Source organism: Streptomyces sp. WAC07094 (assembly GCF_036320405.1).
GTDB lineage: Bacteria > Actinomycetota > Actinomycetes > Streptomycetales > Streptomycetaceae > Streptomyces > Streptomyces lannensis.
This window is the reverse complement of the sequence record NZ_JAVMJZ010000001.1, coordinates 7,768,350-7,789,796: the sequence shown is the minus strand read 5'-3', so window position 1 is coordinate 7,789,796 and position 21,447 is coordinate 7,768,350. Positions and strand designations below refer to the sequence as shown.

The 21,447-nt window shown below is 70.2% G+C and carries 21 protein-coding genes; 9 read left to right on the top strand and 12 right to left on the bottom strand.

Annotation, left to right across the window (positions count from 1 at the left end):
- Positions 1-48: 48 nt before the first annotated feature.
- Both RCR19_RS34870 and RCR19_RS34865 read right to left on the bottom strand, forming a co-directional pair.
- Positions 49-1,209: a YbfB/YjiJ family MFS transporter gene (locus RCR19_RS34870; protein WP_331269640.1), complete on the bottom strand. Its 1,161-nt coding sequence runs from the start codon at positions 1,207-1,209 to the stop codon at positions 49-51.
- Between the two features lie 216 nt (positions 1,210-1,425).
- Positions 1,426-1,569 (bottom strand): hypothetical protein, encoded by a 144-nt coding sequence (locus RCR19_RS34865; RefSeq protein ID WP_331268745.1) that lies wholly within the window; start codon positions 1,567-1,569, stop codon positions 1,426-1,428.
- Positions 1,570-1,710: 141 nt separating this feature from the next.
- Between RCR19_RS34865 and RCR19_RS34860 the strand changes: the two genes are divergently transcribed.
- The gene (locus tag RCR19_RS34860) at positions 1,711-2,634 is read left to right on the top strand and encodes a LysR family transcriptional regulator (protein ID WP_331268744.1); all 924 of its coding nucleotides are present in this window, start codon (positions 1,711-1,713) and stop codon (positions 2,632-2,634) included.
- 74 nt (positions 2,635-2,708) lie between these two features.
- Here the strand turns inward: RCR19_RS34860 and RCR19_RS34855 are convergent, their stop codons facing one another.
- The 3 genes from RCR19_RS34855 to RCR19_RS34845 form a co-directional block, all read right to left on the bottom strand.
- Entirely contained in the window at positions 2,709-3,725 is a 1,017-nt protein-coding gene (locus tag RCR19_RS34855; RefSeq protein WP_331268743.1) for an alcohol dehydrogenase catalytic domain-containing protein, read from the bottom strand.
- 83 nt (positions 3,726-3,808) lie between these two features.
- Complete coding sequence (locus RCR19_RS34850; protein ID WP_331268742.1) at positions 3,809-4,381, bottom strand: TetR family transcriptional regulator C-terminal domain-containing protein; 573 nt, start codon at positions 4,379-4,381, stop codon at positions 3,809-3,811.
- A 90-nt stretch (positions 4,382-4,471) separates the two neighbouring features.
- Positions 4,472-4,981, bottom strand: a complete 510-nt coding sequence (locus RCR19_RS34845) for a helix-turn-helix domain-containing protein (protein ID WP_331268741.1) — start codon at positions 4,979-4,981, stop codon at positions 4,472-4,474.
- A gap of 106 nt (positions 4,982-5,087) precedes the next feature.
- Here RCR19_RS34845 and RCR19_RS34840 point away from each other — a divergent pair, with 106 nt between their 5' ends.
- The 4 genes from RCR19_RS34840 (at position 5,088) to RCR19_RS34825 (ending at position 7,274) form a co-directional block, all read left to right on the top strand.
- Complete coding sequence (locus RCR19_RS34840; RefSeq protein WP_331268740.1) at positions 5,088-5,792, top strand: SDR family oxidoreductase; 705 nt, start codon at positions 5,088-5,090, stop codon at positions 5,790-5,792.
- Between the two features lie 99 nt (positions 5,793-5,891).
- On the top strand, positions 5,892-6,074 hold the full coding sequence (locus tag RCR19_RS34835) for an antitoxin (RefSeq protein WP_059130508.1): 183 nt from the start codon (positions 5,892-5,894) through the stop codon (positions 6,072-6,074).
- 81 nt (positions 6,075-6,155) lie between these two features.
- Positions 6,156-6,602, top strand: coding sequence for a type II toxin-antitoxin system PemK/MazF family toxin (locus RCR19_RS34830; RefSeq protein WP_220295534.1), 447 nt, complete (start codon positions 6,156-6,158; stop codon positions 6,600-6,602).
- Positions 6,603-7,103: 501 nt separating this feature from the next.
- Positions 7,104-7,274, top strand: a complete 171-nt coding sequence (locus tag RCR19_RS34825; RefSeq protein WP_159045014.1) for a hypothetical protein — start codon at positions 7,104-7,106, stop codon at positions 7,272-7,274.
- Here the strand turns inward: RCR19_RS34825 and RCR19_RS34820 are convergent.
- The gene (locus RCR19_RS34820) at positions 7,271-9,496 is read right to left on the bottom strand and encodes a transposase (protein WP_331268739.1); all 2,226 of its coding nucleotides are present in this window, start codon (positions 9,494-9,496) and stop codon (positions 7,271-7,273) included. The genes RCR19_RS34825 and RCR19_RS34820 overlap by 4 nt on opposite strands.
- Before the next feature lie 264 nt (positions 9,497-9,760).
- On the opposite strand from RCR19_RS34820, the gene RCR19_RS34815 reads away from it, so the two are divergent.
- Positions 9,761-10,333 carry a transposase gene (locus tag RCR19_RS34815; protein WP_331268738.1) on the top strand — a complete coding sequence of 191 codons (573 nt, stop codon included), beginning with the start codon at positions 9,761-9,763 and terminating at the stop codon, positions 10,331-10,333.
- A 181-nt stretch (positions 10,334-10,514) separates the two neighbouring features.
- Here the strand turns inward: RCR19_RS34815 and RCR19_RS34810 are convergent, their stop codons facing one another.
- The 3 genes from RCR19_RS34810 to RCR19_RS34800 form a co-directional block, all read right to left on the bottom strand.
- On the bottom strand, positions 10,515-11,522 hold the full coding sequence (locus RCR19_RS34810) for a zinc-dependent alcohol dehydrogenase family protein (protein ID WP_331268737.1): 1,008 nt from the start codon (positions 11,520-11,522) through the stop codon (positions 10,515-10,517).
- 159 nt (positions 11,523-11,681) lie between these two features.
- A complete protein-coding gene (locus RCR19_RS34805; protein ID WP_331268736.1) occupies positions 11,682-12,050 on the bottom strand; it encodes a helix-turn-helix domain-containing protein in 369 nt (122 codons plus the stop codon).
- Between the two features lie 113 nt (positions 12,051-12,163).
- Positions 12,164-13,021, bottom strand: coding sequence for a helix-turn-helix transcriptional regulator (locus RCR19_RS34800; RefSeq protein WP_331269639.1), 858 nt, complete (start codon positions 13,019-13,021; stop codon positions 12,164-12,166).
- 358 nt (positions 13,022-13,379) lie between these two features.
- On the opposite strand from RCR19_RS34800, the gene RCR19_RS34795 reads away from it, so the two are divergent.
- Both RCR19_RS34795 and RCR19_RS34790 read left to right on the top strand, forming a co-directional pair.
- Positions 13,380-14,423, top strand: coding sequence for an alcohol dehydrogenase catalytic domain-containing protein (locus RCR19_RS34795; protein WP_331268735.1), 1,044 nt, complete (start codon positions 13,380-13,382; stop codon positions 14,421-14,423).
- A 93-nt stretch (positions 14,424-14,516) separates the two neighbouring features.
- The gene (locus tag RCR19_RS34790) at positions 14,517-15,716 is read left to right on the top strand and encodes an MFS transporter (protein ID WP_331268734.1); all 1,200 of its coding nucleotides are present in this window, start codon (positions 14,517-14,519) and stop codon (positions 15,714-15,716) included.
- A 335-nt stretch (positions 15,717-16,051) separates the two neighbouring features.
- On the opposite strand, the gene RCR19_RS34785 is transcribed toward RCR19_RS34790, so the two are convergent.
- Genes RCR19_RS34785 through RCR19_RS34775 form a run of 3 tightly spaced genes read right to left on the bottom strand, consistent with a single transcriptional unit; the run spans position 16,052 to position 17,828 of the window.
- Complete coding sequence (locus RCR19_RS34785) at positions 16,052-16,687, bottom strand: TetR/AcrR family transcriptional regulator (protein WP_331268733.1); 636 nt, start codon at positions 16,685-16,687, stop codon at positions 16,052-16,054.
- Positions 16,687-16,872 carry a hypothetical protein gene (locus tag RCR19_RS34780; protein ID WP_331268732.1) on the bottom strand — a complete coding sequence of 62 codons (186 nt, stop codon included), beginning with the start codon at positions 16,870-16,872 and terminating at the stop codon, positions 16,687-16,689. The genes RCR19_RS34785 and RCR19_RS34780 overlap by 1 nt, the downstream gene beginning before the upstream one ends.
- Positions 16,873-16,892: 20 nt before the next feature.
- Positions 16,893-17,828 carry an SDR family NAD(P)-dependent oxidoreductase gene (locus RCR19_RS34775; RefSeq protein ID WP_331268731.1) on the bottom strand — a complete coding sequence of 312 codons (936 nt, stop codon included), beginning with the start codon at positions 17,826-17,828 and terminating at the stop codon, positions 16,893-16,895.
- 1,018 nt (positions 17,829-18,846) lie between these two features.
- Between RCR19_RS34775 and RCR19_RS34770 the strand changes: the two genes are divergently transcribed.
- Positions 18,847-21,378: a Pls/PosA family non-ribosomal peptide synthetase gene (locus RCR19_RS34770; protein WP_331268730.1), complete on the top strand. Its 2,532-nt coding sequence runs from the start codon at positions 18,847-18,849 to the stop codon at positions 21,376-21,378.
- Positions 21,379-21,447: the final 69 nt, after the last annotated feature.

Sequence of the window (21,447 nt, the reverse complement as noted above, 5' to 3'; positions counted from 1 at the left end):
GACATCGCTGAGCGGCCGCCCCGTCAGCCCGACAGTAGCGCGGTCGGTTCAGCTCCGGTCGGTCGAGGTCTCCGCCGCGGCGGCCGGAACGGTCCGGTCCCCGGGTGTGCCGTGCCATACGAGCGCCATGTGGTGCGGGAATCCGATCCGTACGAGCCCCGCGGCGAGGGCGGCGGCGAGCACCACGACGGCCGCCAGCAGCAGCGCCTGGCGGTAGCCGTGGTGGAGCAGCGGGGCGACCGCGAGCGGCCCGGCGATCTGGCCCACGGAGTATCCGGTGGTCAGCAGGGCGACGGAACGGGGGTACTGCAGATGGGCGCCGGTGGCCAGCGCGAGGGTGCTGACACCGATGAAGGTGGCGCCGAACAGCACCGCGGAGACCAGGGCGGCCGCCACCGATCCGAACAGGGCGGGCAGCGCGATCCCGACCGCCTGGATGGCGAGGGCGGCGAGCAGCAGATCGGGACGCGACCAGCGGCGGCCGAGCCGGGCCCACAGTGCCGAGGACGGCACCGCCGCGAGACCGACGAGCACCCAGGCGCCGCTGCCGGCCCAGCCCGGGGAGTTCTGCCCGATCGCGGCGACGAGGAAGGTACCGGCGACGATGTAACCGATGCCCTCCAGGGTGTAGCTGACGAACAGCGCACCGAACCAGCGGTGTGTGGGCCGCCTCGGCCCCGTCTGTGTGACGGTCGCGCCGGGTGCGGGCGCCTCCTCGGGTCGCAGGTTCCAGGAGATTGCGGCGAGGACGGCGGCGAGCCCGGCCGAGGCCCACCATGCGGCCTGCCAGTCGGCGACGTTGCGCAGCACGAGCACCAGTAGGCCCGACAGCGCGATTCCGGCGCCTACCCCGCCGAAGGCCCAGCCGGACAAATGGGCGGGGTGCTCCCTGAGGTGGCTGAGGAGGGAACTGGCCGCGATGACGAAGATCAGGGCACTGGCGATCCCGGCCAGCAGTCGCAGCACGAGCCAGGCCGCGGTGCTGTGGGTGGCGGGCATCCCGGCGAGGGTGAGGGTCAGTACGACCAGGGAGCCACGCAGAACGGCGGGGGAACGGACCAGCGCGGGGGCCAGGATGCCCGCGAGGGCGCCGATGAGGTATCCGACGTAGTTGGCGGTGGCCAGGTGCGCGCCCGCGTCGGCGGACAGGCCGGCCTGCGCGTGCATCAGCGGCAGGATCGGGGTGTAGACGAAGCGGCCGACCCCCATGCCGGCCGCGAGCGCGGCGGCGGCCCGGGCGACGTGGGCCCAGGGGGAATGCGGTGGGGTGGTGGTCGTGCCGGCGGATGAAGGGCGCTGAGTGCGCGCACGCATGGAGTTGTCCTCCGAGGGTCGGTCCGGGCGGAGGCCCGCGTGGCGCGCTCCGTCGCCCTCGATGTACCGGAGCGACCGGATGGCGCCGAGGGCGGGCCGGCGCCCTGCGGGTCAGGACGCGGAGTCGGTGCGGCCCGGGTCGGCGGCGGCCGGTTCCCCGGCCCGGACGGCGTCGGCTGCGCGACCGCGGACCGCCTCTGCCCGGCCGGTGCCCCGGGCAACCGCGGTGGTGATCTCGACCAGGAACTCGCGCATGATCCCTCTCCAGGTGGGCGGGCTCCCCGCGGGTATCGGGGGCCGACGCAGCGCCGTTCTTCCATCTTTCCCCTGCCACCTGGGCAAATGCCAGGACCGGCTCTCTTGTTGCTGATAGGCGGAGCCTCCCAGCGACGTAGCATGGCGGACGTGGAACTACGCCAGCTGCGGTACTTCCTCGCGGTCGCCGAGGAACTGAACTTCGGTCGCGCCGCCGAGCGGCTGCTGATCGCCGGTCCTTCACTGTCGCAGCAGATCAAGGCGCTCGAACGAGACCTCGGTGTGCGGCTGTTCGACCGGGACCGCCGTTCGGTGTCCCTGACTCCGGCCGGCGCGGCCCTGCTCCCGCACACCCGAGCCCTGGTGGAGCGGGCGGACGACCTCCGACGCCGAGCGGGCCGTCTCGCCGGGTCGGAGCCCGTACGGCTGGGTTACGTCAACTGGCTGCCCCCGGACCTGAGTACCCGTAGCGCCGCGGTCGCCCAGGTGCATGTGGATGCCTGGGTGGCCCCTTCGCACACCCAGGCCGCCCGGGTGGCCGCGGGCAGTCTCGACGTCGCGGTGTGCTGGATCGCCGCCGGGGAGCTCGGGCGCCTGGGCCTCCAGGCGCGGCTCATCGGCGCGGACCGGCTGTACGCCGTCTCCCCCGGCGGTGACGACAGCGACGTACGCACACGGGACGCCACGGTGCTCATCGACGCGGACGCCACGTCCTGGGCGTCCTGGAACGCCTTCGCCCAGCAGTTGTCCGACGGCACCGGTGCCCGGGCGGTCCGCACCACCGACGGCGGCGTCACCGGCGCTGCCTTCTTCGACCATGTGCGCCGCTGCCGCCGTCCCGTGGTCAACTCTCCCAAGGGCCAGACCACCGTCGTACCGCCCGACCTGGTCCGGCGTCCGCTGGTCGCGCCCAAGGTCTATTGGACCTGGTCGCTGGTATGGCGGGGCGACGAGGAACGGGCCTCGGTCCTGGCCGTCGTCGACGCCCTGACCGGGCACGTCGGCGACCTCGGCATCCACGACCCGGACGCCTGGCTGCCCGGCGACGACCCGTACAGGCGCTGACGGCCGGGGAGTTCCGGCCGTCCGTACCGCCTCGCCGCGGGCGACCGCGTGCCTCGGGATTCGGTGTCGCGCTCTCAGGCGGCGACGTCGAGGACCACGCGGAACCGGGCCTTGCCCGAGAGCATCCGCTCGTAGCCGTCCATCGCCTGCTCGAACGGCAGGACCTCGACGGCCGGCCGAATGCCGTGTGCGAGAACGAAGGCGAGGTTGTCCTCGTTCTGGATGGACGAACCGGTGAGGCTGCCCGCGAGCGTGCGCGTGCCGAAGATGAGATCGGCCGTGGACACCGTGATCGGGTCGGGGGCCGCGCCGACCACGACGAGCTTTCCGCCCGGGGCCAGACCGCCGACCAGAGGGCTCATGGCGGCGCCGCTGGCTGCGGTGGCGACGATGAGCGCCGCACCGCCGAGGTCGCGCAGGGCCGCCGCGGGGTCCTGGTCCGTGCTGTTGATGTACTCGTGCGCGCCCATCTCACGCGCCTGCTTCTCCTTCTCGCTCCCCCGGGCGATGGCGACCACGCGGTGGCCGAGGCTGCGGGCGTACTGGAGGGCCAGGTGGCCGAGACCGCCGATGCCCTGGACGGCCACGAGGGAACCGGCCCGTGTGGAGTCCTGCTGGAGCGCCATGAACGTGGTCAGGCCGGCACACAGCAGCGGCGCCGCCTCGGCGGCGGTCAGGCCGTCGGGGATGCGGACGAGTCCGCTCGATCGTGCGTAGACCACCTCGGCGTAGCCACCGTCGACGGTGGTGCCGGTCTGCTGCTGGCCGAGGCAGTTGACGAAGTCGCCGCGCCGGCACGGTTCGCACTCCCAGCACTGGCCGCCGAGGAATCCGACACCCACGCGGTCTCCGGGCTGCCAGGCGGTGACGCCGGCACCCACCGCGTCGATCACGCCGACGACCTCGTGACCGGGTACGAGCGGCTGTGCGGGGTCGGCACGCAGTCCCTCCACGGCCAGGACGTCGGTGTGACAGACGCCGCAGGCCTCCACTCGCAGTCGGACGTGCCCGGGCGCGGGCTCCACCAACTCCCGCTCGACAAGTCGCAGTTGGTGGACACCGGTGGCCTCGAAGGCGCGATACGTGGACATGGTGGATCTCCTCGGTGGGTTGCCGGCCCTCGTGGGCCGGAGAGTGAAGGTGGTGCGGGCCTTGTCCCGCCGGCGTGACGCGCTCAGCGCAGGACGACGCCGAAGACCATGTGGAAGAAGCTGTCGAAGGGGACGGAGGTCTTGTCGGCTCGGGCGACGATGAGCGTGCCCTCCCAGGCGCTGAGAATGAACCGCGCCGCCTCGTCGGCGTCGAGGCCCGTACCGAGTTCGCCCGCCTCCCGGGCTTCGGTCAGCACCCGGCCGATCAGTCCCGCCCACTGGTCGAAGCTCTGCCTGACCGCGGATCTGATCGTTTCGTTGTGGTCGGCGACCTCGGCCCCGAAGTTGCCGACGAGGCAGCCCCGTGCGAAGCCGCTGTCGACCGTCATCCGCCTCAGGAACTCGAAGTGGGCCCGCAGTCGGTCGAGGGCGGGCTGCCCCGGCGTGAAGAGGATGTCGAACCGCAGGCTGTCGGCGTAGCGGCTCAGCGCCTCCAGCGCGCTCTCCTCCTTGCTGGAGAAGTGGTTGTAGAAGGAGCCCTTCGGCGCACCGGCTGCTGCAGTGATGTCGTTGATGCCGGTGGCGTGGAAGCCGTGTGAATGGAACTGCTCGAGAGCTGCCTGCGCGATCTCCTCGCGCTTGGAGGCCCGTGCCATGGGATGCCACCTCGGTTCGCGTGCTGACCATTCCAATATGACCAGTCTACTTAGAACCGTCAAGCGGCCTTCCCGCCTCGGCGCCTCCCGTCAGCCGGACATCTCCTCGGGCGCCCGGGTCGGCGCGGTCCCGGAACCGCCGTCATTGAGCACGAACTCCACGTCCGTGATGTCGACGGCCGAGCCGCTGCCGTCCACGAACGCGACCTCCAGGGGTTGCCGGGTCGTACGGCTGCGGCGCACGGCGCTCGGCCCGCCGGCGGGCGGGCGATACCGGTCCCCCCACTGCTGAAGCGCGCCGAGCACCAGCGTCAGGTCGCGGCCCGCCCGCGTGAGGTGGTAGTCGAAGCGTGCTCGCCGGCCCGGCTCCTGATAGGTGCGGCGCTCCATGACACCGGCGTCCACCAGTGACGCCAGACGCTGGGTGAGCAGATCGGTGGCGATACCGAGGGTGTCGCGGAAGTCACTGAACCGGGTCGCGCCCCGCCTGGCCTCACGAACGATGAGCAGGGTCCAGCGGTCCCCGAGAAGGGCCAGGCTGCGCTCGATCGAGCAGACCGGCAGATCCGGCGTGACATCAGGTCGTTTCGCTCTGGCCATGCACCCAAACTACATGACTTGGGAAAACCAATCCACGTGCTAGCTTGGAAAAACCAATACAGCTGGAGCGGGTCCTGCCCCGCTCCCGGATCAAAGAGGGCGACCCATGCGCATCGAAGGACAGACGGCCCTGATCACGGGCGCCAACCGGGGCATCGGCGCGGCACTGGGCCGAGCGCTGCTCGACCGGGGCGCCGCGAAGGTCTACGCGGCGGTTCGACGGCCTGAGACCGTGACCGACCCCCGGCTCACCCCGCTGCTGATGGATGTCACGGACCCGGGGACCATCGCGGCCGCGGCGGAGGTGGCCCAGGACGTCACGCTCCTGATCAACAACGCAGGCCAGGGCAGCGGCGCCACGCGCCTACTGGACGGAGACCTCGACGTGGCCCGCAGGACGATGGAGACCAACTACTTCGGCACCTGGTCGGTCTCCCGCGCCTTCGCCCCGATCCTCGCGGCGGGCGGCGGCGGCGCCCTGGTGAACGTGCTCTCCGTGGCCTCCTGGTGGGCGATGGAGACGGCCCCTGGCTACTCGGCGTCCAAGGCCGCGCAGTGGTCGCTCACCAACGCGCTGCGCCAAGGGCTGCGCAAGCAGGGAACGCTCGTGGTGGGCGTCCACTGCGGTTTCGTCGACACGGACCTCAGCGCATCGGTCGACGCCCCCAAGATCGGGGCGAACGAGGTGGCCGAGCACACGATGCGGGCCCTGGAGAACGACGCGGACGAAGTCCTCGTCGACGGTTTCAGCAGGCGGACCCGTGCGGCGCTCACCGGCCCGATCGCGGGACTGCACCACATCGGTTTCTGACCGGCCCGGGCCCTGAAGCGGCACCTCCGACGCGTCCCGGATGCACCTCTGACCTGGGACCCCGATGCTGGAGGGAGGAGACACCGCAAGGAGGGCGCCATGTCCATGATGGACAAGCTCAAGCGGATGCTGGCAGGGCACCCGGAACGCACGGGCGACAGCGGCCGTACCGCCGCCGAGAACACCCAGGACAGGCCCGCCGGCCAGGTCGACAAGGGCCCGGACGCGCTGCGGCAGCAGATGGGGTCCCCGCAGGACCGGGACAACCCGCCCCAGCCGTGACGCGGGGCCGGTGAACTGACGGGGTCTCACGCCGCGACCCCGCCCGGTCGGCGCACACGGCGACGCTCTAACGTGAGCGGCGTGACTGCCTTTGCCGACGAAGACGTTCCCGGCCGCTACGGGCCCACCGCGACCACCGAGGCCGACCCCCGCCGGGTCGGGCGTGTGCGTACGGAGTACTCCCCCGCGCACGACGGCGACCCCGACCCCGGTGAGATCGTGTGGACCTGGGTGCCCTTCGAGGAGAACGACGGGCGCGGCAAGGACCGTCCGGTCCTCGTGGTCGCCCGCGAGGCGACGGGCACCCTGCTCGCCGTGCAGCTCTCCAGCAAGCGCCACGACGGCGACCGGGAGTGGGTGCCGATAGGCAGCGGGCCCTGGGACCGCTCGGGGCGCGACTCGTGGGTCGACGTCGATCGTGTCCTGCGGCTGCACGAGGACGGTATGCGACGCGAGGCGTGCGCACTGGACCGGATGCGGTTCAACCTCGTGGTGCACCGGCTGCGGGAGCGGTACGGCTGGAACTGAGCGGCGATGACCGTTGAGGCGGGCCCCTCCACAGGAACGTGAGTGGACGCGGCCCGCTTCGCCATGTTGAGCGTGCGACCGCACGGCGAAGCCGAGGGAGTCCGGATCGCCGCGGGGCCGGCCGCGAGCCGTCACCCGCCCGGCCCGGGTTTCCCCACGAACGGAAGCCGCCTCCGGCGTCCACGGAGGCGGCTTCCATCTTCGGTGAACTTCCGTCCCCTCGAGGAGAGTCCGGAACCCGGCACATGTCGCGTCGCCGGGCCGTCCCCTCCGTGAGCGGCACCTGTGGCCGGCCGACGGGCAACGTCGGGCCGGGCCAGGAAACTGGCCCCCGCGTGGCCCGCCTCTCCCCGGGGCTGCGGGCCGGGGCCTGGAGAGGCGCCGTCGCGGGGTACGCAGAACCTACGCCTCCCTCGACCAAAACGGAAGACCTACTTCCTCTTGACCCTCGACGTGCACAGACGCAACCTGAACCACCCACGCATCACGAGGGAGCACAGCATGAGCCGCGCCACCGACACGCTCCGCGTAGTTGAGTACTGGACGGACCGGGACAACCATGTGATCTTTCCCGTCGCACGCAGCGAGGAAGTGGACCGCATGACGGACGAGCAGTTGATCGCCGCGTACGGCGATCCCGAAGCCGGGGCCGTCGCACGCATCGTCCGCTAAGAGTCATCACGTAATGCTGTGATGTCCGTACGGTGTCTGTGCGGAACTCGCGCGCCTGTGGGGCGCTTGTCCGTACAGCCGGCTGTTCCGACGTGGGCCTTGTGCCGCGTGATTGCGGGTCGGGTCTCATTCGGGGTTTGTCCGGTACCGGTCGGTGGTGTTTTACCGAGCAGAAGCCCACGTCCGCCGGAGGTGTCCGGCTTGTGGGCTGCCGCGTGGGTGCGGCCCCGGGTGGGGCGGGTACCGCGCTGCGGTTGACTCGACAGGGCCTCTTGCAGCCCTTCATGGAACATGATCTGTGTGTTGCGCGCCTGGACACTGTCCAGGCGCGCGGTGCTGGGGTCGTCCGGGTTGGTGAGGTGGACGTGTGCGGCCAGGGCGGCGGAGACCATGTCCCGGTCGCCGACGAGCCCGCACACGGTGCAGGCGTGGATCCGGTCGGCGAGAGTCTTGGCGACCTTCTCGCCGCAGAAGCATGTCTGGGACAGCCTTGTGGTGAAGGTGGAGGCGCGCAGCATTCGCCCGCCGGTCTTCTCACCCTCGCGGGCGAGGGCGGTGATGAGTCTGCCTGGCGTGGTGGCCTGCAAGGCTTTGCCCCACAGGCGATACCACGTGCGGATGTCGCAATCCTCGACGGTGAGGTTCGCGCCGTGGACGGCGACGATGTCTTGGGCTATGCGTCTGGCGCGGTGGTCTTTGGCTGCGGCCTCGGTCGCGGCTGCTTCAGCGAGCCGGGCCCGGTTGAGGCGGTAGCCGCCCGACAGAGCATCCCGCCGGTACGCCTGCCTGGACACCCCGGCCCTGTTCGCTGCCCGGGCACCGTTCGGCACTCCGACGGCCCGCTCGGGTAGGCCGGCAGCAGCACGCCGCCCAGCTCGGGCCTGCTGCCCCTTCGACGGCCCGTATTGGCCTGGGTTCGACGCCCTGCGGGAGCGGTCAAGAGCGCGCTTACGGCCCCGTTCCTTCCGGCGGGCCTTCGCCAGGGCGGCGAGTTCGTCATCGGTAAGCGTGATCCTCGTTGCCTCGACGTCGCCCTGGGCAGGGTCGAAGGCGGAGGGGAAGGAAACGATGGAGAGGTTGGAGACGTTTCCATCAACCCCACCGACGCGTTCCAGTTCAGCCGCAGCGGCTCGCCGGGCTTTCGTGGCGGGGGATGCGTAACCTCCGGTGAGGACCATCAGGTGGGCTTCGTACACCCAGCCGCCCAGGGCGGACGCGTCACGCCGGCGTACGAGGTCAATCTTGTGCCACGTTTCCGGGTTGTTGAGGAAGTGCAGTAGCCGTGGCCAGCGGCCGGAACCCGACGGCAGGCGCACAGGCAGGACCAGGTTGCCGCGGATGCTGTCGGCGCCACCGGTGAACACGATCGACAGTGCCCCCGTGTGGTCCCACCACGTGGCGGCGCGCGTCTTTGGTTTACCCTTCGCCGTCACCTCGCCGGTCGCTATGCGGCCCGACGGCCGGACCGGTGCGGGCATACGCCCGGGCTGCTCGAGAACCTGCGCCCCCGGCGAGAGCGCGGCGGCCTGCTCCGGGGTGGCCACCGTGGGGGCAAGAGTGCGGTGCCGGTAGGCGGCTAAGTGCCCGGCGAGCGTGCCGTGCAGGCGGAAGGTCTCCCATTTTCGTGCAGTGGTGTGCGAGCGGGCCCGGCCTGGGATACGGGTGTAATCCCACCACCGGCCGACCTGCGGACGCCCGTGCCTGCGGCCGGAGGAGTCCGGGAACAGGTGCCGGCTCACGGATGTTTCGAAGACCTCGTCGGCCTGGTGCATGACGAGCGCTTTGGTGACGTGATGCCCGAGATGCTTGGACATCTTCATGTGCCGGTAGGCGCGATGTTCCATCCCTTCCCGGGACAGGCCAAGCTCAAGACGCCTCGCCTTCGCATCCGTCTCGCGGCGGACATCGCCGGCCCAGTACGCGTCGACCGCGTCCCGGGCGTCACGCTGCAGCGCGCGCTTGACGGACCACATCGCCGAGAACAGGCCCTCGACCCGGTGCCGGGCGCCGGGATCCTGGACGTCCAGCGGAAGGCGGATCACCGCAAGCTCGGTGTCCTCACCGCGCGTCCACCGTTTCCCCTTGTTCTTGCCCCGGAACCGGCGAGCGGGAACATCGGGGGCAGGCACGGCCTCAAGCAGCTCTGTGCTCATGGACACCCCACCTCCTTTTCCGCTCATGGCCCCCACACCTGTCCGCCGCTTGGCCAGCGCGGCAACCAACGCCGAAGCTACATGCCGCCACTGACAACGCCCCACACACTGTCAGCAAGCCGCGGCTCTACGATCCCGTCATACGTCTTCGTCTCGCCCACTGCGCGCCCGCCGAACTTCGTGCGTGGACGGGACTTACCGGCCCGCAGATGGACCATCTGGTCCGGCAGTTGTGGGACATCATGCCGGACACCGGCCGGGGACGGCCCCGGGGCACTGCCGTTCGCCGACCGGGTCCTCCTCATTGTCGTCGCGTACCGGACCAATCTCACGATGCAGCAACTCGGGTCCCTGTTCGGCATCTCCCACGCTGCCGCACACCGGGTCATCGCACGCCTCGCCCCGCCGCTCGCCGAACTCCTCGGACCACCACCTACTGACCGGCGGGAACTGTGGGTTGTCGACGGCACCCTGATCCCGGTCCACGACCAGGAACTAACCGCGAAGAGCAAGAACTACCGGCGGAGCGTCAACGTGCAGGTCATCTGCCGCGCCCGCGACCGCCGGGTGTTAGCCGTCAGCAAGGCATGGCCGGGCAACCGCAACGACGTTGCCGTCTTCCGGGAAACCCTCGGCAGAACACTGCCTACCCATCCCCGACTGTCCGGCGACGGCGGCTACCGCGGCTGCGACCGCATCCGCACCCCACGACGCGGAGCAGACGGCCGCATCATCAAAGACCGCAGCTACCGCCGGTTCCGTAAACGCCGGGCCATCGCAGAACACACGATCGCCCGACTCAAAGACCACCAGATCCTTCGCCAGTGCCGACGCTGCGGCGACGCGATTAACCACGCAGTCGCAGGCGTCGCAGCACTCCACAACTTCAAGCTCGATATCCGGTAAACGAAGCAGCCACCCCGGCGAGGTGCGCCCCGGCCCGCATTACGTGATAGCTCTTAGGAAACCCCGGTACCGCCCGCGCTCAGGGACGGGCTCGCCCCCGAACCGCGTGGAGTGCGGCCGGAGTTGGCCAAGTGGGTGCCCCTGCTTCCCGGGGCCGGCCGGGTGATCGACTCGGTCCGGATCACGACGAGGAGCCGGCGTGGTCCACGGTGACGACGATCTTGCCGACCTGGCCGTTCGCCGCCATGTATCGGTGGGCCTCGACGATGTCCGCGAGGTCGAAGGTGCGGTCCACCACCGGGTTGAAGGATCCCGAGGCCAGGCCCGCGTTGATGAACGCGACGGCGCGGCGCAGGCGTTCGGGGTTCTTGGTGATCGTGAACAGCGTGTAGGTGCTGCTGGTCAGCTCCGGGTAGGAGTGCGCGTTGGGCAGCGGGGTGGGGCGGGGGTCGAGGGCACCGTAGACGACCAGGCTGCCGCCGGGGGCGATGGCCGGGGCGACGGTCTCGACACCGGGGCCGGCGACGGGGTCGAAGGCGAGCCGGACGCCCTCGCCACCGGTGATCTCCTTGGCACGGGCGGGGAGATCCTCCTCGTCGGTGACGATGACGTGGGCCGCACCGGCGTCCAGCAGCCGCTGCCTCTTGCCGGAGCCGCGCGTGGTGGCGAGCGGGATCGCGCCGATGTGACGGGCGATCTGGATGGCCGCCAGTCCGACGCTGCTGGAGGCTGCGGTGATCAGGACATGGTCACCGGGACGTACGCGGCCTGACTCGATGAGCGGGCCGTAGGCCGTGATGTAGGCCATCCACACGGCCGCGGCCCGCACCGGATCGAGATTCGCCGGACGGGGGACGACGGCGGCGGCCGGAACGATGACGTGGTCGCCGTAGGTGCCGTACTCGCTCTGCAGGAACGCGGGCACGACCGCCACCGGATCACCCTCGGTGAGACCGTCCACCCCCTCACCGACCGCCTCGACCACACCCGTGGCTTCGTAGCCCAGCGTGGAGGGGAGGGCCGGCCGGTCGAAGTAGGCGCCCTCGCGGTACATGATCTCGGCCCGGTTCAGGCCGATCGCGTCGACCCGGATACGCACCTCGCCTGCGCCCGGGGTGCCCACCTCCACGTCGCGCAGGGTCAGGACCTCGGGACCGCCGAGCCGGTCGAACTGTACGAGTCGTGCCATGACGAAACCGTCCTCAAGGCAGGGATGGGAGGCATACGCCGAATCGGCGTCGTGCACCACCCACCCTGCCCTAAGGTTCGACAGCCGTCAAACTTTGATCGCTGTCGAAATATATCTACGCCTGCGCCCTCGCCCGGCGCGCGGGACGACCGGGTGCCCTCAGGCCACAACCGCCGCCGACCGGGTGGCGGCGGTCATCACGGACGACAGCAGACCGGGGAACCGCTGCTCCATCTCGTCCGCGCGAAGCGTGTTCATCTTCGCCGTCCCCTGGTAGTACTGCCGGATCACACCGGCCTCGCGGAGCACGTTGAAGTGATGGGTGAGCGTCGACGGCGACACCGGAGCATCGAAGGTGCCGCAGCTCTTGTCCTCTCCCGCCTGGGACAGCTGGAGCACCAGCCCGCGCCGCACCGGATCCACCAGCGCCTCCAGGACCTGCTGGAGCGAGACGTCCGACAGGTCGGGGTGCTCCACTGTCCGGACGGCGGTTCGGGGGCGGGCCACGGTGACTCCTCGGGATGGCATGCGATGCGGTCGGACCATCGATGGTACGACCACCGTCGAAGCCGGGCCCGGCCTTCGATGTCCCCGTCACCGGCGCAGGCAGCACCCGGATGTGACCCGGACGGGTGGCGGGGTCAATCGCGCGTGGCGGCCCGCCAGTCCCGGGAGGCGTCCGAGCCCCAGCTCGCCAGGAGACCCAGCGCCTCTTCCGAGGGCGAACCGGGCTCGGCGTGGTAGCTCGTCAACGACTGCTCCTGGTCTCCGGGCAGCGTGAACGTCTCGTAGCGCAGCGTCAGTTCGCCGACCAAAGGATGCATCATCCGCATGCCGCCGTGCGTCTTCTTCTTGACGTCGTGGGCCGCCCAGAGCCTCCTGAAGTCCTCACTCTTCAGGGAGAGTTCGCCGATCAGGGCCGCGAGCTGCGGATCGTCCGCGTGCAGGCCGGCGCCAAGTCGCAGTTGGGCCACCACGTCGTACGCCTTGGACTCCCAGTCGACGAAGAGCCGCCTGGCCGCCGGGTCGAGAAAGGTGATCCTGGCCCAGCTGCGGTCCTGAGGAGCACGCGCGCCCCAGTCACCGAAGAGCGCGGAGGCCGTGTGGTTCCACGCCAGCACATCGGTGCGCCGGCCCCACACATAGGCGGGAACGCCCTCCATCGCCGACAGCAACTCCACCAGCGTGGACCGCACCCGCTGGCGCTGCGGCGCGGGGCGCGGCCTGCGCTGCCTCGGCTGGGCGAGGCGCAGCAGATGGACGTGCTCCGCCTCGGAGAGCATGAGCGCACGCGAGATCGCGTCCAGCACTTCGAGTGACACGTTGTGCGCGTTGCCCTGTTCGAGGCGCGTGTAGTACGCGGCGGAGACTCCTGAGACCTGTGCGAGCTCCTCGCGGCGCAGACCGGGCACCCGGCGCCGTCCGCCGTAGTCGGCGAGCCCCACGTCGGCCGGCTTCAGACGGGCCCTGCGGGTGCGCAGGAAGTCGCCGAGCTCCATACGCGGGTCGAGCCGCTGCTCGAAGGCGTGTCCCGGGTCGGATCCGGAGCCGGGCCCGGCCTGCGGGTCGGTGCGGGGGATGCGGTGGGGAGCCATGGCTTCGAGTATCGCGCCGGGTCCCGATCCAAGCCTGTCCCTGCTGGTGGCAGTCGTACGAGACGTAGGTGGGACAGGTGTCTGGCCCGGGCCGTGCGGCCACAGCAGCCTGAGTGCTCCGCCGGGGACCGCGAAGGCGGCCCGGGGTCACCGCGTGCCACCGCGGTGCCGCCTGCCGGCGGCGGCACCGCCCGGCCTTCACCGGCGGACGCGTCCCCTTCCCGGCACCAGTAACGAGCCCCACCTGATCGGAGAACTTCTGATGCGCGCGACACTCCTGTACAAGGCCGGTGACGTCCGGATCGAGGACGTCCCGGACCCCGTGATCGAGCAGCCCACCGATGCGCTCGTCCGGATCACCGCCTCCTGCATCTGCGGCAGCGACCTGTGGCCCTACGCCACCATGGCGGCGCACGACGGTCCCGTGCGGATGGGGCACGAGTTCATCGGCGTCGTGGAGGACATCGGCTCCGCGGTCACCACCTTGAGGAGGGGCGACCTTGTCGTCGCCCCCTTCTCCGTCTCCGACAACACCTGCGCGTTCTGCCGCGAGGGCCTGCACACCTCCTGCACCGATCCCCAGGCCGACCTCTGGGACGGCCTGGCCGAAGAGGGCGGTCAGGCCGAAGCCATCCGCGTCCCGCTCGCCGACGGCACCCTCGTCAAGCTGCCCGTGGCCGCGGACTCGGCCCTCGTCCCCTCCCTGCTGACCCTCGCGGACGTCCTCGGCACCGGCCACCACGCGGCCGTGGCGGGAGGCGTCGACGAGCACACCGGCGTCACCGTGATCGGCGACGGCGCCGTCGGCCTGCTGTCCGTGCTGGCGGCCAGGCGGCTGGGCGCCGAACACATCGTCCTCATGGGACGCCACGGGACCCGGACCGAACTGGGCCGGGAATTCGGCGCCGCCGAGGTCGTCTCCGCCCGCGGTGCGGAGGGCATCGCGGCGGTCCGTGAGCTGACCGGCGGACACGGCACCCACGTGGTCATCGACGCCGTAGGCAGCATGCCCGCCTACGAGCAGGCCCTCGGAGTCGTCCGCCGGGGCGGCACCATCAGCCGGGTGGGCCTGCCGCAGTACGAACAGGCACCGGTCGGGTTCGGCAGCCTCTTCCGCCACAACATCCGGCTGGCCGGCGGACCGGCGCCGGTCCGCGCATCCATCAAGCAGCTCCTGCCCGACATCCTCAGCGGCGCCATCGAGCCCGGGAAGGTCTTCGACGCCACCACCGGCCTCGACGGCGTCCCGGCCGGCTACCAGGACATGGCCGACCGCAACAGCCTCAAGGTCCTCATCAAGCCCTGACCTCTCACCGGTGGACCCGTCCAGCGGCCCCGCCGCTCCCCGCCGGGGCGAACCACCCCCGCCACATCACACCCAGCTCACGGAACAGCGAAAATGACCGACACAACCAGCACAGCCCGGCCCACCACCACACCCCGACGCAACCGCCTCCCCGGCAAAGCCCTGCTCGGCCTCTTCCTCGCCGGATTCATCAGTATCCTCACCGAGTGCCTGCCGGCCGGCCTGCTGCCGGACATGAGCCGCACGCTCGACACCAGCGTCTCGCTCACCGGCCAGACCGTCACCCTCTACGCACTGGCCACGGCACTGGGGGCGATTCCGCTCGCGCGCGCGACGGCGACCTGGCACCGCAAGAACGTCCTGCAACTCGCCCTGGGCATCGTCGCCGTCACCAACGCGCTCACCGCGCTGTCCGGCGACTACGCGCTGACGCTGGTGATCCGGTTCGTGGCCGGCCTGGGCACCGGTCTGATCTGGCCCCTCCTCGGCGGTTACGCCGCCCGGCTCGCCCCGCAGGGCCGGCAGGGCCGGGCCATCGCCATCGCCCTCGCGGGAACCCCCATCGGTCTGGCCCTGGGCATCCCGCTGGGAACCTGGCTCAGCGGACTCGGCGGCTGGCAGGTCGCCTTCCACGCATCCGCCGCCCTGACCGTTCTCACCATGGCGTGGATCCGGCCGACGCTTCCCAACCTGCCCGGCGGGCCGGTGGACGGACGCTTCACGGTCTCCCGGGTCCTGGTCATACCCGGGCTGCGCACGATCCTGTTCGCGCTGGCCACCTACATGATCGCGCACAACATCCTCTACACCTACATCACCGACTTCCTCCGGCACGCGGGCATGGCAGGGCAGACCGGCTGGGTGCTGTTCGCCTTCGGTGTCACCTCCGTCCTGAGCGTGCTCGTGGTCGGTACGCATATCGACCGACACCTGCGCAGGCTCGTGGTGGGCAGCACCGTGCTGTTCGCGATCTGCGTGCTCGTTCTGGCCCTGTTCTCCGGTGTACCGCTGCTGGTCTACATCGCAGTCGCGGCCTGGGGTTTCGCGTTCGGCAGCTCCCCCAGTCTGTTCATCGGCGGTGCGATCGACGCCACGGGAGCGGCCGCCGACGTCGCTCAGTCGATCACCATCACGGTCTTCTCCGCGTCCATCGCGCTCGGCGGCTTCATCGGTGGCCTTCTGCTGGCGAATCTGGACGCGACGTCGATCACCTGGGCGTCGTTGGCCCTTGTGATCGCGGCCGGGGCGGCGGTGATCGGCGGCAGGAAGCACGCCTTCCCCAAGGGCGCCTGAACCGCGGACGGCTGAGCGTCGTGCCGGTGCGTGGGATCGGCGTGGTTCGTCGGCGCGCGGCACCGGGGCACGGACTGTGGAATGCGGCCCGGCCCCCTCCGGACACGGGGATGCGTCACATCGACGACGACGCCGACGAGGCCGCCGACGGTGCGAACACGCGGCCGCGGTACCTGCACACAAACGGTGCGCTCAAACAGCCGCCGTGCCAACATAGTGGACGGCGGTCCGACCCGAAGTCAGCGACTGTGACTACGGGTCGGACCGCCAGGCAGCTGTGGTGCACCCGGTGAAGGCCTGCCCGCGCCGAGACTCGGGCGAGCCCTGTGCGTTGGTCAGGTTCCGGCGGGGCGACGGTGGGCGCCGTACCACCAGATCCGGGCGAGTTCGCGGGCGAAGACGGCGTCACCGCTGCCGTCGTCGACTCGGATGTGGTGCGCGATCGCCTGGGCGCCTCCCCAGACGATGATCCGGCTGGCGGAGACGGCATCGACATCGGCAGGAGTCGAGCCGGCGGCCTGATCGGACAGGAGCGTCCGCAGCGACGTCTCCTCGAAGCTTTCGAGGTTGGCGGTGTAGAAATCGCCCACCGCGGAGTCGTAGGCCGCCGCCTCCCGGACCGCGATGATCACGCTCTGGTGGGCGCGGTGAATCTTGATCACTTCCTCGAAGAACCGGGTGAGCCGGTCGACCCCGTCCTCCCCGCCGGCCGGGTCCCACTGGCGTGCCAGCGCCAGCAGCGACTCCCGCAGGTCGTCGGAGAGCCGAACCAGGATGTCCGACTTGCTCTGGAAGTGCGCGTAGAACGTGGCCCGGGACACCCCCGCCTCCTCCAGGATCCGCTGAACGCTGATCTCGGAGAAGGCCTCACCTGAATCGAGCATGCGCTCAAAGGCGGACATCACCTGCGCCCGGGTCGCGGCCGACCGCGCGGAATGGTGGTCGGCTTGGCGTCGGGTCACGGGTCTCATCAGGCACCTTCCAGTCCGTCATTGTGCTCGGATCGCCCCCGCCCCTCGGCGAAGAAGACCCCGGCTGCGGCAGCCTCCGCCACAGCCGCGCCCCTGTCCCAGTTCTCCCCGGAGGCGAACGGGGCCACGTACACGATGGGCCACACGTCGGCGGCTCCGCGCAGCCGTCGGGTCGGCCCCCCCATGGCGCACAGGGGCCGGCGGGTCAGCGCACCACGGGAAGAGCGTAGTCCCACAGCCGGTCGGCGGCGGTGGGGTCGATCGACCACTTGGCGACGCCCGCCATCACGTCGGGGCCCCCGTCGACGACCTCCGATTCCTGGTTGTCCTCGAAGTACCGCCCGGTCACGCCGTCGAGGAGCGGCGACGCCGCCAGCAGCACCGTGGTGGCGGCGCCCTGGGCCGGGGTCTTGAAGTGGTCGGGGATGACGAGGTTGCCGTCCGCGTCCATGGCACCGAGGGCCTGCAGGGTCGCCTGGTCGAGGTGGCGTGCCAGGTTGGTGTGGATCACGCCCGGCGCGCAGGCGTTGGCGGTGATGCCGTGTTCGGCCCAGCGACGGCTGATTCCGACGGCGAGCAGCACATCGGCGGTCTTCGACTGCGCGTAGGCGACGAACGAGTCGTAGGCGCGCCGCTCGAACTGCGGGTCGTCGAAGTCGAACCCGGCCCGCAACTGGGCACCGGAGCTGACCACGGCCACGCGCGCGTTCTCGGCCGCCTGCAGAGCGGGGCGCAGGCCGACGGCCAGGGCGAAGTGGCCGAGGTAGTTGGTGGCGAGTTGCATCTCCCAGCCCTGTGCGTTGACCTCACGGGTCGGGAGCATCATGATGCCGGCGTTGGCGACGAGGGCGTCGAGAGGCCCGTCCCAGGCGTCGCAGAAGGCACGGACGGAAGCCAGGTCGGCGAGGTCGAGTGCGACGGCCCGCGTTCCCGGGAACTCCTTGACCAGCGCCTCGGCGGAAGCCGGGTTCCGGGTCGCGATGGTCACCTGCGCACCCGCACCGGCGAGCGCGCGGACCGTCTCGACGCCGAGGCCTGAGGAACCTCCGGTGACGATCATCCGGCGCCCGCTCAGATCGACTCCGTCGAGTACCTCGGCGGCGGTGGCGCGCTTCCCGAACGTAGTGGTTGTCAGCGACATAGTCGTGCCCTGCCTTAAGGAGGAGTGGTTGCTTCTTGGCCGGCGAGGTCGCTCACAGCGCTTCCGCCAAGACATCGTGCACGAGAAACCATACAACGTGTTCAGACATGGATTCTGGGGTGAGGGCGGGGCGGCGTTCCGTCACGTTGAGTAAGGAAGATCGTCGAGTTTCCCGAACCGGCGGATGGGGCGGCGGGCTGCATACGCGGTCGAACCGACCCGGTGCCGGGGGGACCGCGGCTCTCCGGGCCCTGGGCCACCGCACCCACGGGGGTCGCCACTGCGGCAAAGCGCCTTGCCGGCCGTCCCGGCACGAACGGGACCGCGCGCGCCGACATGGACTCGGCGCTCCGCACGCGCCTCAGCCCACAGCCGAGGCGGACTCCCCGTCCAGGGTCGGCCGAGCCACCCTGGGCACCGCCCTACGTGGCAGCCCACCACCGGAAGGGCCGGCCTGCACGACGGCCCGCCCAAGGAAGCGCTCGCCTTCGGCTTCGGACCGGTTACTGACCATCACGGCCTGGACAGGGCGACGGCGTTCACACATCCACTGCCGGCGGTACCGAAGCCCCGGGCTCGCGGAATGCGGGGTCGGCCGGCACGAGCTGCCCGGGCCCGTCGGGGAATGAGCGCCCGAGCGGTCATTCCGTCCGTGGCCGGAACGGCAGCGACTCGGCGTCGCACATGGCGTGGTTCCGCAGCCGGCGCACCGGCGAACTCGCCTTCTGCCGCAGCCACTCGGCAGCACCGACGCCATCGCAGCCCACCCCGGTACGCGTCGCCGGACGCTGATGGACCACCAAGGAGAACCTTCAGTGCGGCAAGGGCCTCCGCGAACCACCGGAGGAGTGGCCATTCCGCGGGCCTGGGCAGACAATGCCAATGCGGCGCCCTTCGGTGCGGCCGCACACTGACGCAGCACGTCGGTCGCGGATCGCGCGCTCGGACCGTTGGACGAGGTCCGAGGACGCCGTGTCCCGCTGGATCGAGAGCGGGCCGCATGCGTCATGGAGCCGACATGGTGGACAACCCGGTCGATGTTCTCACCCCGGACCCGGGGGAATCTTCGACAGCCGCTTCCGAACAGGTCCTTGCCGAGGTTCTGGCTCAGATCGTACGGCTCGACCGGGTCTCGGTCGACAGCAACTTCTTCAGTGACCTGGGCGCGGACTCCATGGTCATGGCCCATTTCTGTGCGCGGCTCAGAAAACGGGACGACGTGCCGTCGGTGTCGATGAAGGACGTCTATCGCCATCCGACCGTCAGGAGCCTGGCGGCGGCCCTGACCGATGCCGCGCGGCCGACGCCCGAGGCCTCCCCTCCGCCGATGGCGGCGCCCCACAGGCAACCACCACCCCCCGTCTCCGGCACATCGCACTACGTAGCATGCGGCGCGTTGCAACTGCTCTTCTTCCTGGCCTACTCCTATGTCGTGGCCCTGATCCTCGCCCAGGGTGTGGAGTGGATCTCCGACGGCGTCGGCCTTCTGGGCACCTACCTACGAGCGGTGATCTTCGGTGCAGCGCTCTTCCTCGGCGCCTCCGTGCTGCCGGTGGTGGCCAAGTGGGTGCTGATCGGCCGATGGCGGCGCCAGCGGATCCGCCTCTGGAGCCTGGCGTACGTCCGATTCTGGTGCGCCAAGACGCTCATCCGCACCAGCCCGCTCGTGCTGTTCGTCGGCTCACCGCTCTACCCCCTCTATCTGCGGGCACTCGGCGCGAAGATCGGACGTCGCGTCAGCATCTTCTCCCGGCACGTCCCGGTGTGCACGGACCTGCTCACCATCGGTGACGGCTCGGTGATCCGGAAGGACACCTACTACAACTGCTACCGGGCGGAATCGGGAGTGATCCGGACCGGGCCCATCACGCTCGGCACGGACGTCCTCGTGGGTGAGGTGACGGTGCTCGACATCGAGACCGCCATGGGTGACAGGACCCAGCTCGGCCACACCTCGTCGCTGCACGCCGGCCAGGTGGTGCCCGACGGAGAGCACTGGCACGGGTCGCCGGCCCAGCCCACCGAAGTGGACTACCGCCGGGTCGGACCCGCCCGTTGCGGCGGCGCCCGCAGGGCCATGTACTCGACGACCCAGGTGCTGATGGCCCTGTTCCTCTATATCCCACTGGTCGTCGCCGGTGTGGTGATCCTGGTGGCGGCCGTCCCGGAGTCGACCTCGATCCTTGAGCCGGGGCCCACGGCGCTGGACGACTGGACGTTCTACGCCGACGCATTGGCCGGCTCGGCGATCTTCGTGTTCGGGGCCGTCGTCCTGGGTGTACTGCTCACGGCGACGGTTCCCCGCGCGCTCAACCTCACCCTCAAGCCGGACGTCGTCTACCCCTTGTACGGCGTGCGGTACGCGGTCCACCGGATCATCGTCCTCTTCACCAACCGGCGCTTCTTCACGATCCTGTTCGGCGACAGCTCGGGCATCGTCCACTACCTGCTACGCCTGGGCTACAAGCTCTCCCCCGTCGAACAGACCGGCTCCAACTTCGGCATGGCGGTCAAGCACGACATCCCTTACCTGAGCTCTGTCGGCAAGGGCACGATGGTGGCCGACGGGCTGTCGATCATCAACGCCGAGTTCTCCCCGTCCTCCTTCAGCGTGTCGCCGGTGACCATAGGCCCGCGCAACTTCCTGGGCAATTACATCGCCTACCCCTCGGGGGGCAGGACCGGCGACAACTGCCTGCTGGCGACCAAGGTCATGGTCCCGCTCGACGGAGCGATCCGGGAGAACGTCGGGCTCCTTGGCTCGCCCAGCTTCGAGATCCCGCGCACGGTCCTCCGGGACAGCAGGTTCGACCACCTCAAGGACGGTGAGGTCTTCCGTCGCCGCCTGGCCGCCAAGACCAAGCACAACGCCTTCACCATGGGCGTGCATCTGTTCGCGCGGTGGTTGTACTTCTTCTGCGTGACCGTGATCGCGTCGGCCGCTGTCGACCTCTACGACTCACTCGGCGCTGCGGTGATCGTGCTGGCCGGTCTCCTGACTCTGCTGTTCGCCATCGTCTATATGCTGCTCACCGAACGCGCCGCAGCGGGCCGTAGCGGTCTGCGACCGCTGTATTGCTCGATCTACGAGCAACCCTTCTGGAGGCACGAGCGGTATTGGAAGATCACCACCCCGACCGAGGCGATCGCCGTCTTCAACGGCACCCCCTACAAGAGCCTCATCTGGCGACTGCTCGGCACCCGGATCGGCAGCCACGTATTCGACGACGGGTGCTTCATCCCCGAACGCTCCCTCGTCACCATCGGCAACGACTGCACCCTGAACGAAGGCAGCAGGATCCAGTGCCACTCGCAGGAGGACGGCACCTTCAAGTCCGACCGCACCACACTCGGCAACGGTTGCACCATCGGCGTCAACAGCCTTGTCCACTACGGCGTCACGATGGGCGACACCTCCACACTCGCCCCCGACGCCTTCCTCATGAAGGGCGAGCAAGTCCCGCCCCAGGCGTACTGGGCGGGCAACCCTGCCCGCGAGATGCCCACTTCCCTGCCCAACAGCCGGCCGATCCGGCCGCAGGGCGGGTGAGGGCAACGGATCAGCGGCCGGGGCGGCATTCTGGGTGTCACGTTCCATGGGCAGAGGCCCGCACCAGAG

What these genes read in the sequence shown, in the direction of transcription:
- RCR19_RS34870 (WP_331269640.1), bottom strand. Translation starts at nt 1,209, where the DNA reads ATGGGGGTCGGCCGCTTCGTCTACACCCCGATCCTGCCGCTGATGCAC.
- RCR19_RS34865 (WP_331268745.1), bottom strand. Translation starts at nt 1,569, where the DNA reads ATGCGCGAGTTCCTGGTCGAGATCACCACCGCGGTTGCCCGGGGCACC.
- RCR19_RS34860 (WP_331268744.1), top strand. Translation starts at nt 1,711, where the DNA reads ATGGCGGACGTGGAACTACGCCAGCTGCGGTACTTCCTCGCGGTCGCC.
- RCR19_RS34855 (WP_331268743.1), bottom strand. Translation starts at nt 3,725, where the DNA reads ATGTCCACGTATCGCGCCTTCGAGGCCACCGGTGTCCACCAACTGCGA.
- RCR19_RS34850 (WP_331268742.1), bottom strand. Translation starts at nt 4,381, where the DNA reads ATGGCACGGGCCTCCAAGCGCGAGGAGATCGCGCAGGCAGCTCTCGAG.
- RCR19_RS34845 (WP_331268741.1), bottom strand. Translation starts at nt 4,981, where the DNA reads ATGGCCAGAGCGAAACGACCTGATGTCACGCCGGATCTGCCGGTCTGC.
- RCR19_RS34840 (WP_331268740.1), top strand. Translation starts at nt 5,088, where the DNA reads ATGCGCATCGAAGGACAGACGGCCCTGATCACGGGCGCCAACCGGGGC.
- RCR19_RS34835 (WP_059130508.1), top strand. Translation starts at nt 5,892, where the DNA reads ATGTCCATGATGGACAAGCTCAAGCGGATGCTGGCAGGGCACCCGGAA.
- RCR19_RS34825 (WP_159045014.1), top strand. Translation starts at nt 7,104, where the DNA reads ATGAGCCGCGCCACCGACACGCTCCGCGTAGTTGAGTACTGGACGGAC.
- RCR19_RS34815 (WP_331268738.1), top strand. Translation starts at nt 9,761, where the DNA reads ATGCAGCAACTCGGGTCCCTGTTCGGCATCTCCCACGCTGCCGCACAC.
- RCR19_RS34810 (WP_331268737.1), bottom strand. Translation starts at nt 11,522, where the DNA reads ATGGCACGACTCGTACAGTTCGACCGGCTCGGCGGTCCCGAGGTCCTG.
- RCR19_RS34805 (WP_331268736.1), bottom strand. Translation starts at nt 12,050, where the DNA reads ATGCCATCCCGAGGAGTCACCGTGGCCCGCCCCCGAACCGCCGTCCGG.
- RCR19_RS34800 (WP_331269639.1), bottom strand. Translation starts at nt 13,021, where the DNA reads ATGGAGCTCGGCGACTTCCTGCGCACCCGCAGGGCCCGTCTGAAGCCG.
- RCR19_RS34795 (WP_331268735.1), top strand. Translation starts at nt 13,380, where the DNA reads ATGCGCGCGACACTCCTGTACAAGGCCGGTGACGTCCGGATCGAGGAC.
- RCR19_RS34790 (WP_331268734.1), top strand. Translation starts at nt 14,517, where the DNA reads ATGACCGACACAACCAGCACAGCCCGGCCCACCACCACACCCCGACGC.
- RCR19_RS34785 (WP_331268733.1), bottom strand. Translation starts at nt 16,687, where the DNA reads ATGAGACCCGTGACCCGACGCCAAGCCGACCACCATTCCGCGCGGTCG.
- RCR19_RS34780 (WP_331268732.1), bottom strand. Translation starts at nt 16,872, where the DNA reads ATGGGGGGGCCGACCCGACGGCTGCGCGGAGCCGCCGACGTGTGGCCC.
- RCR19_RS34775 (WP_331268731.1), bottom strand. Translation starts at nt 17,828, where the DNA reads ATGTCGCTGACAACCACTACGTTCGGGAAGCGCGCCACCGCCGCCGAG.
- RCR19_RS34770 (WP_331268730.1), top strand. Translation starts at nt 18,847, where the DNA reads ATGGTGGACAACCCGGTCGATGTTCTCACCCCGGACCCGGGGGAATCT.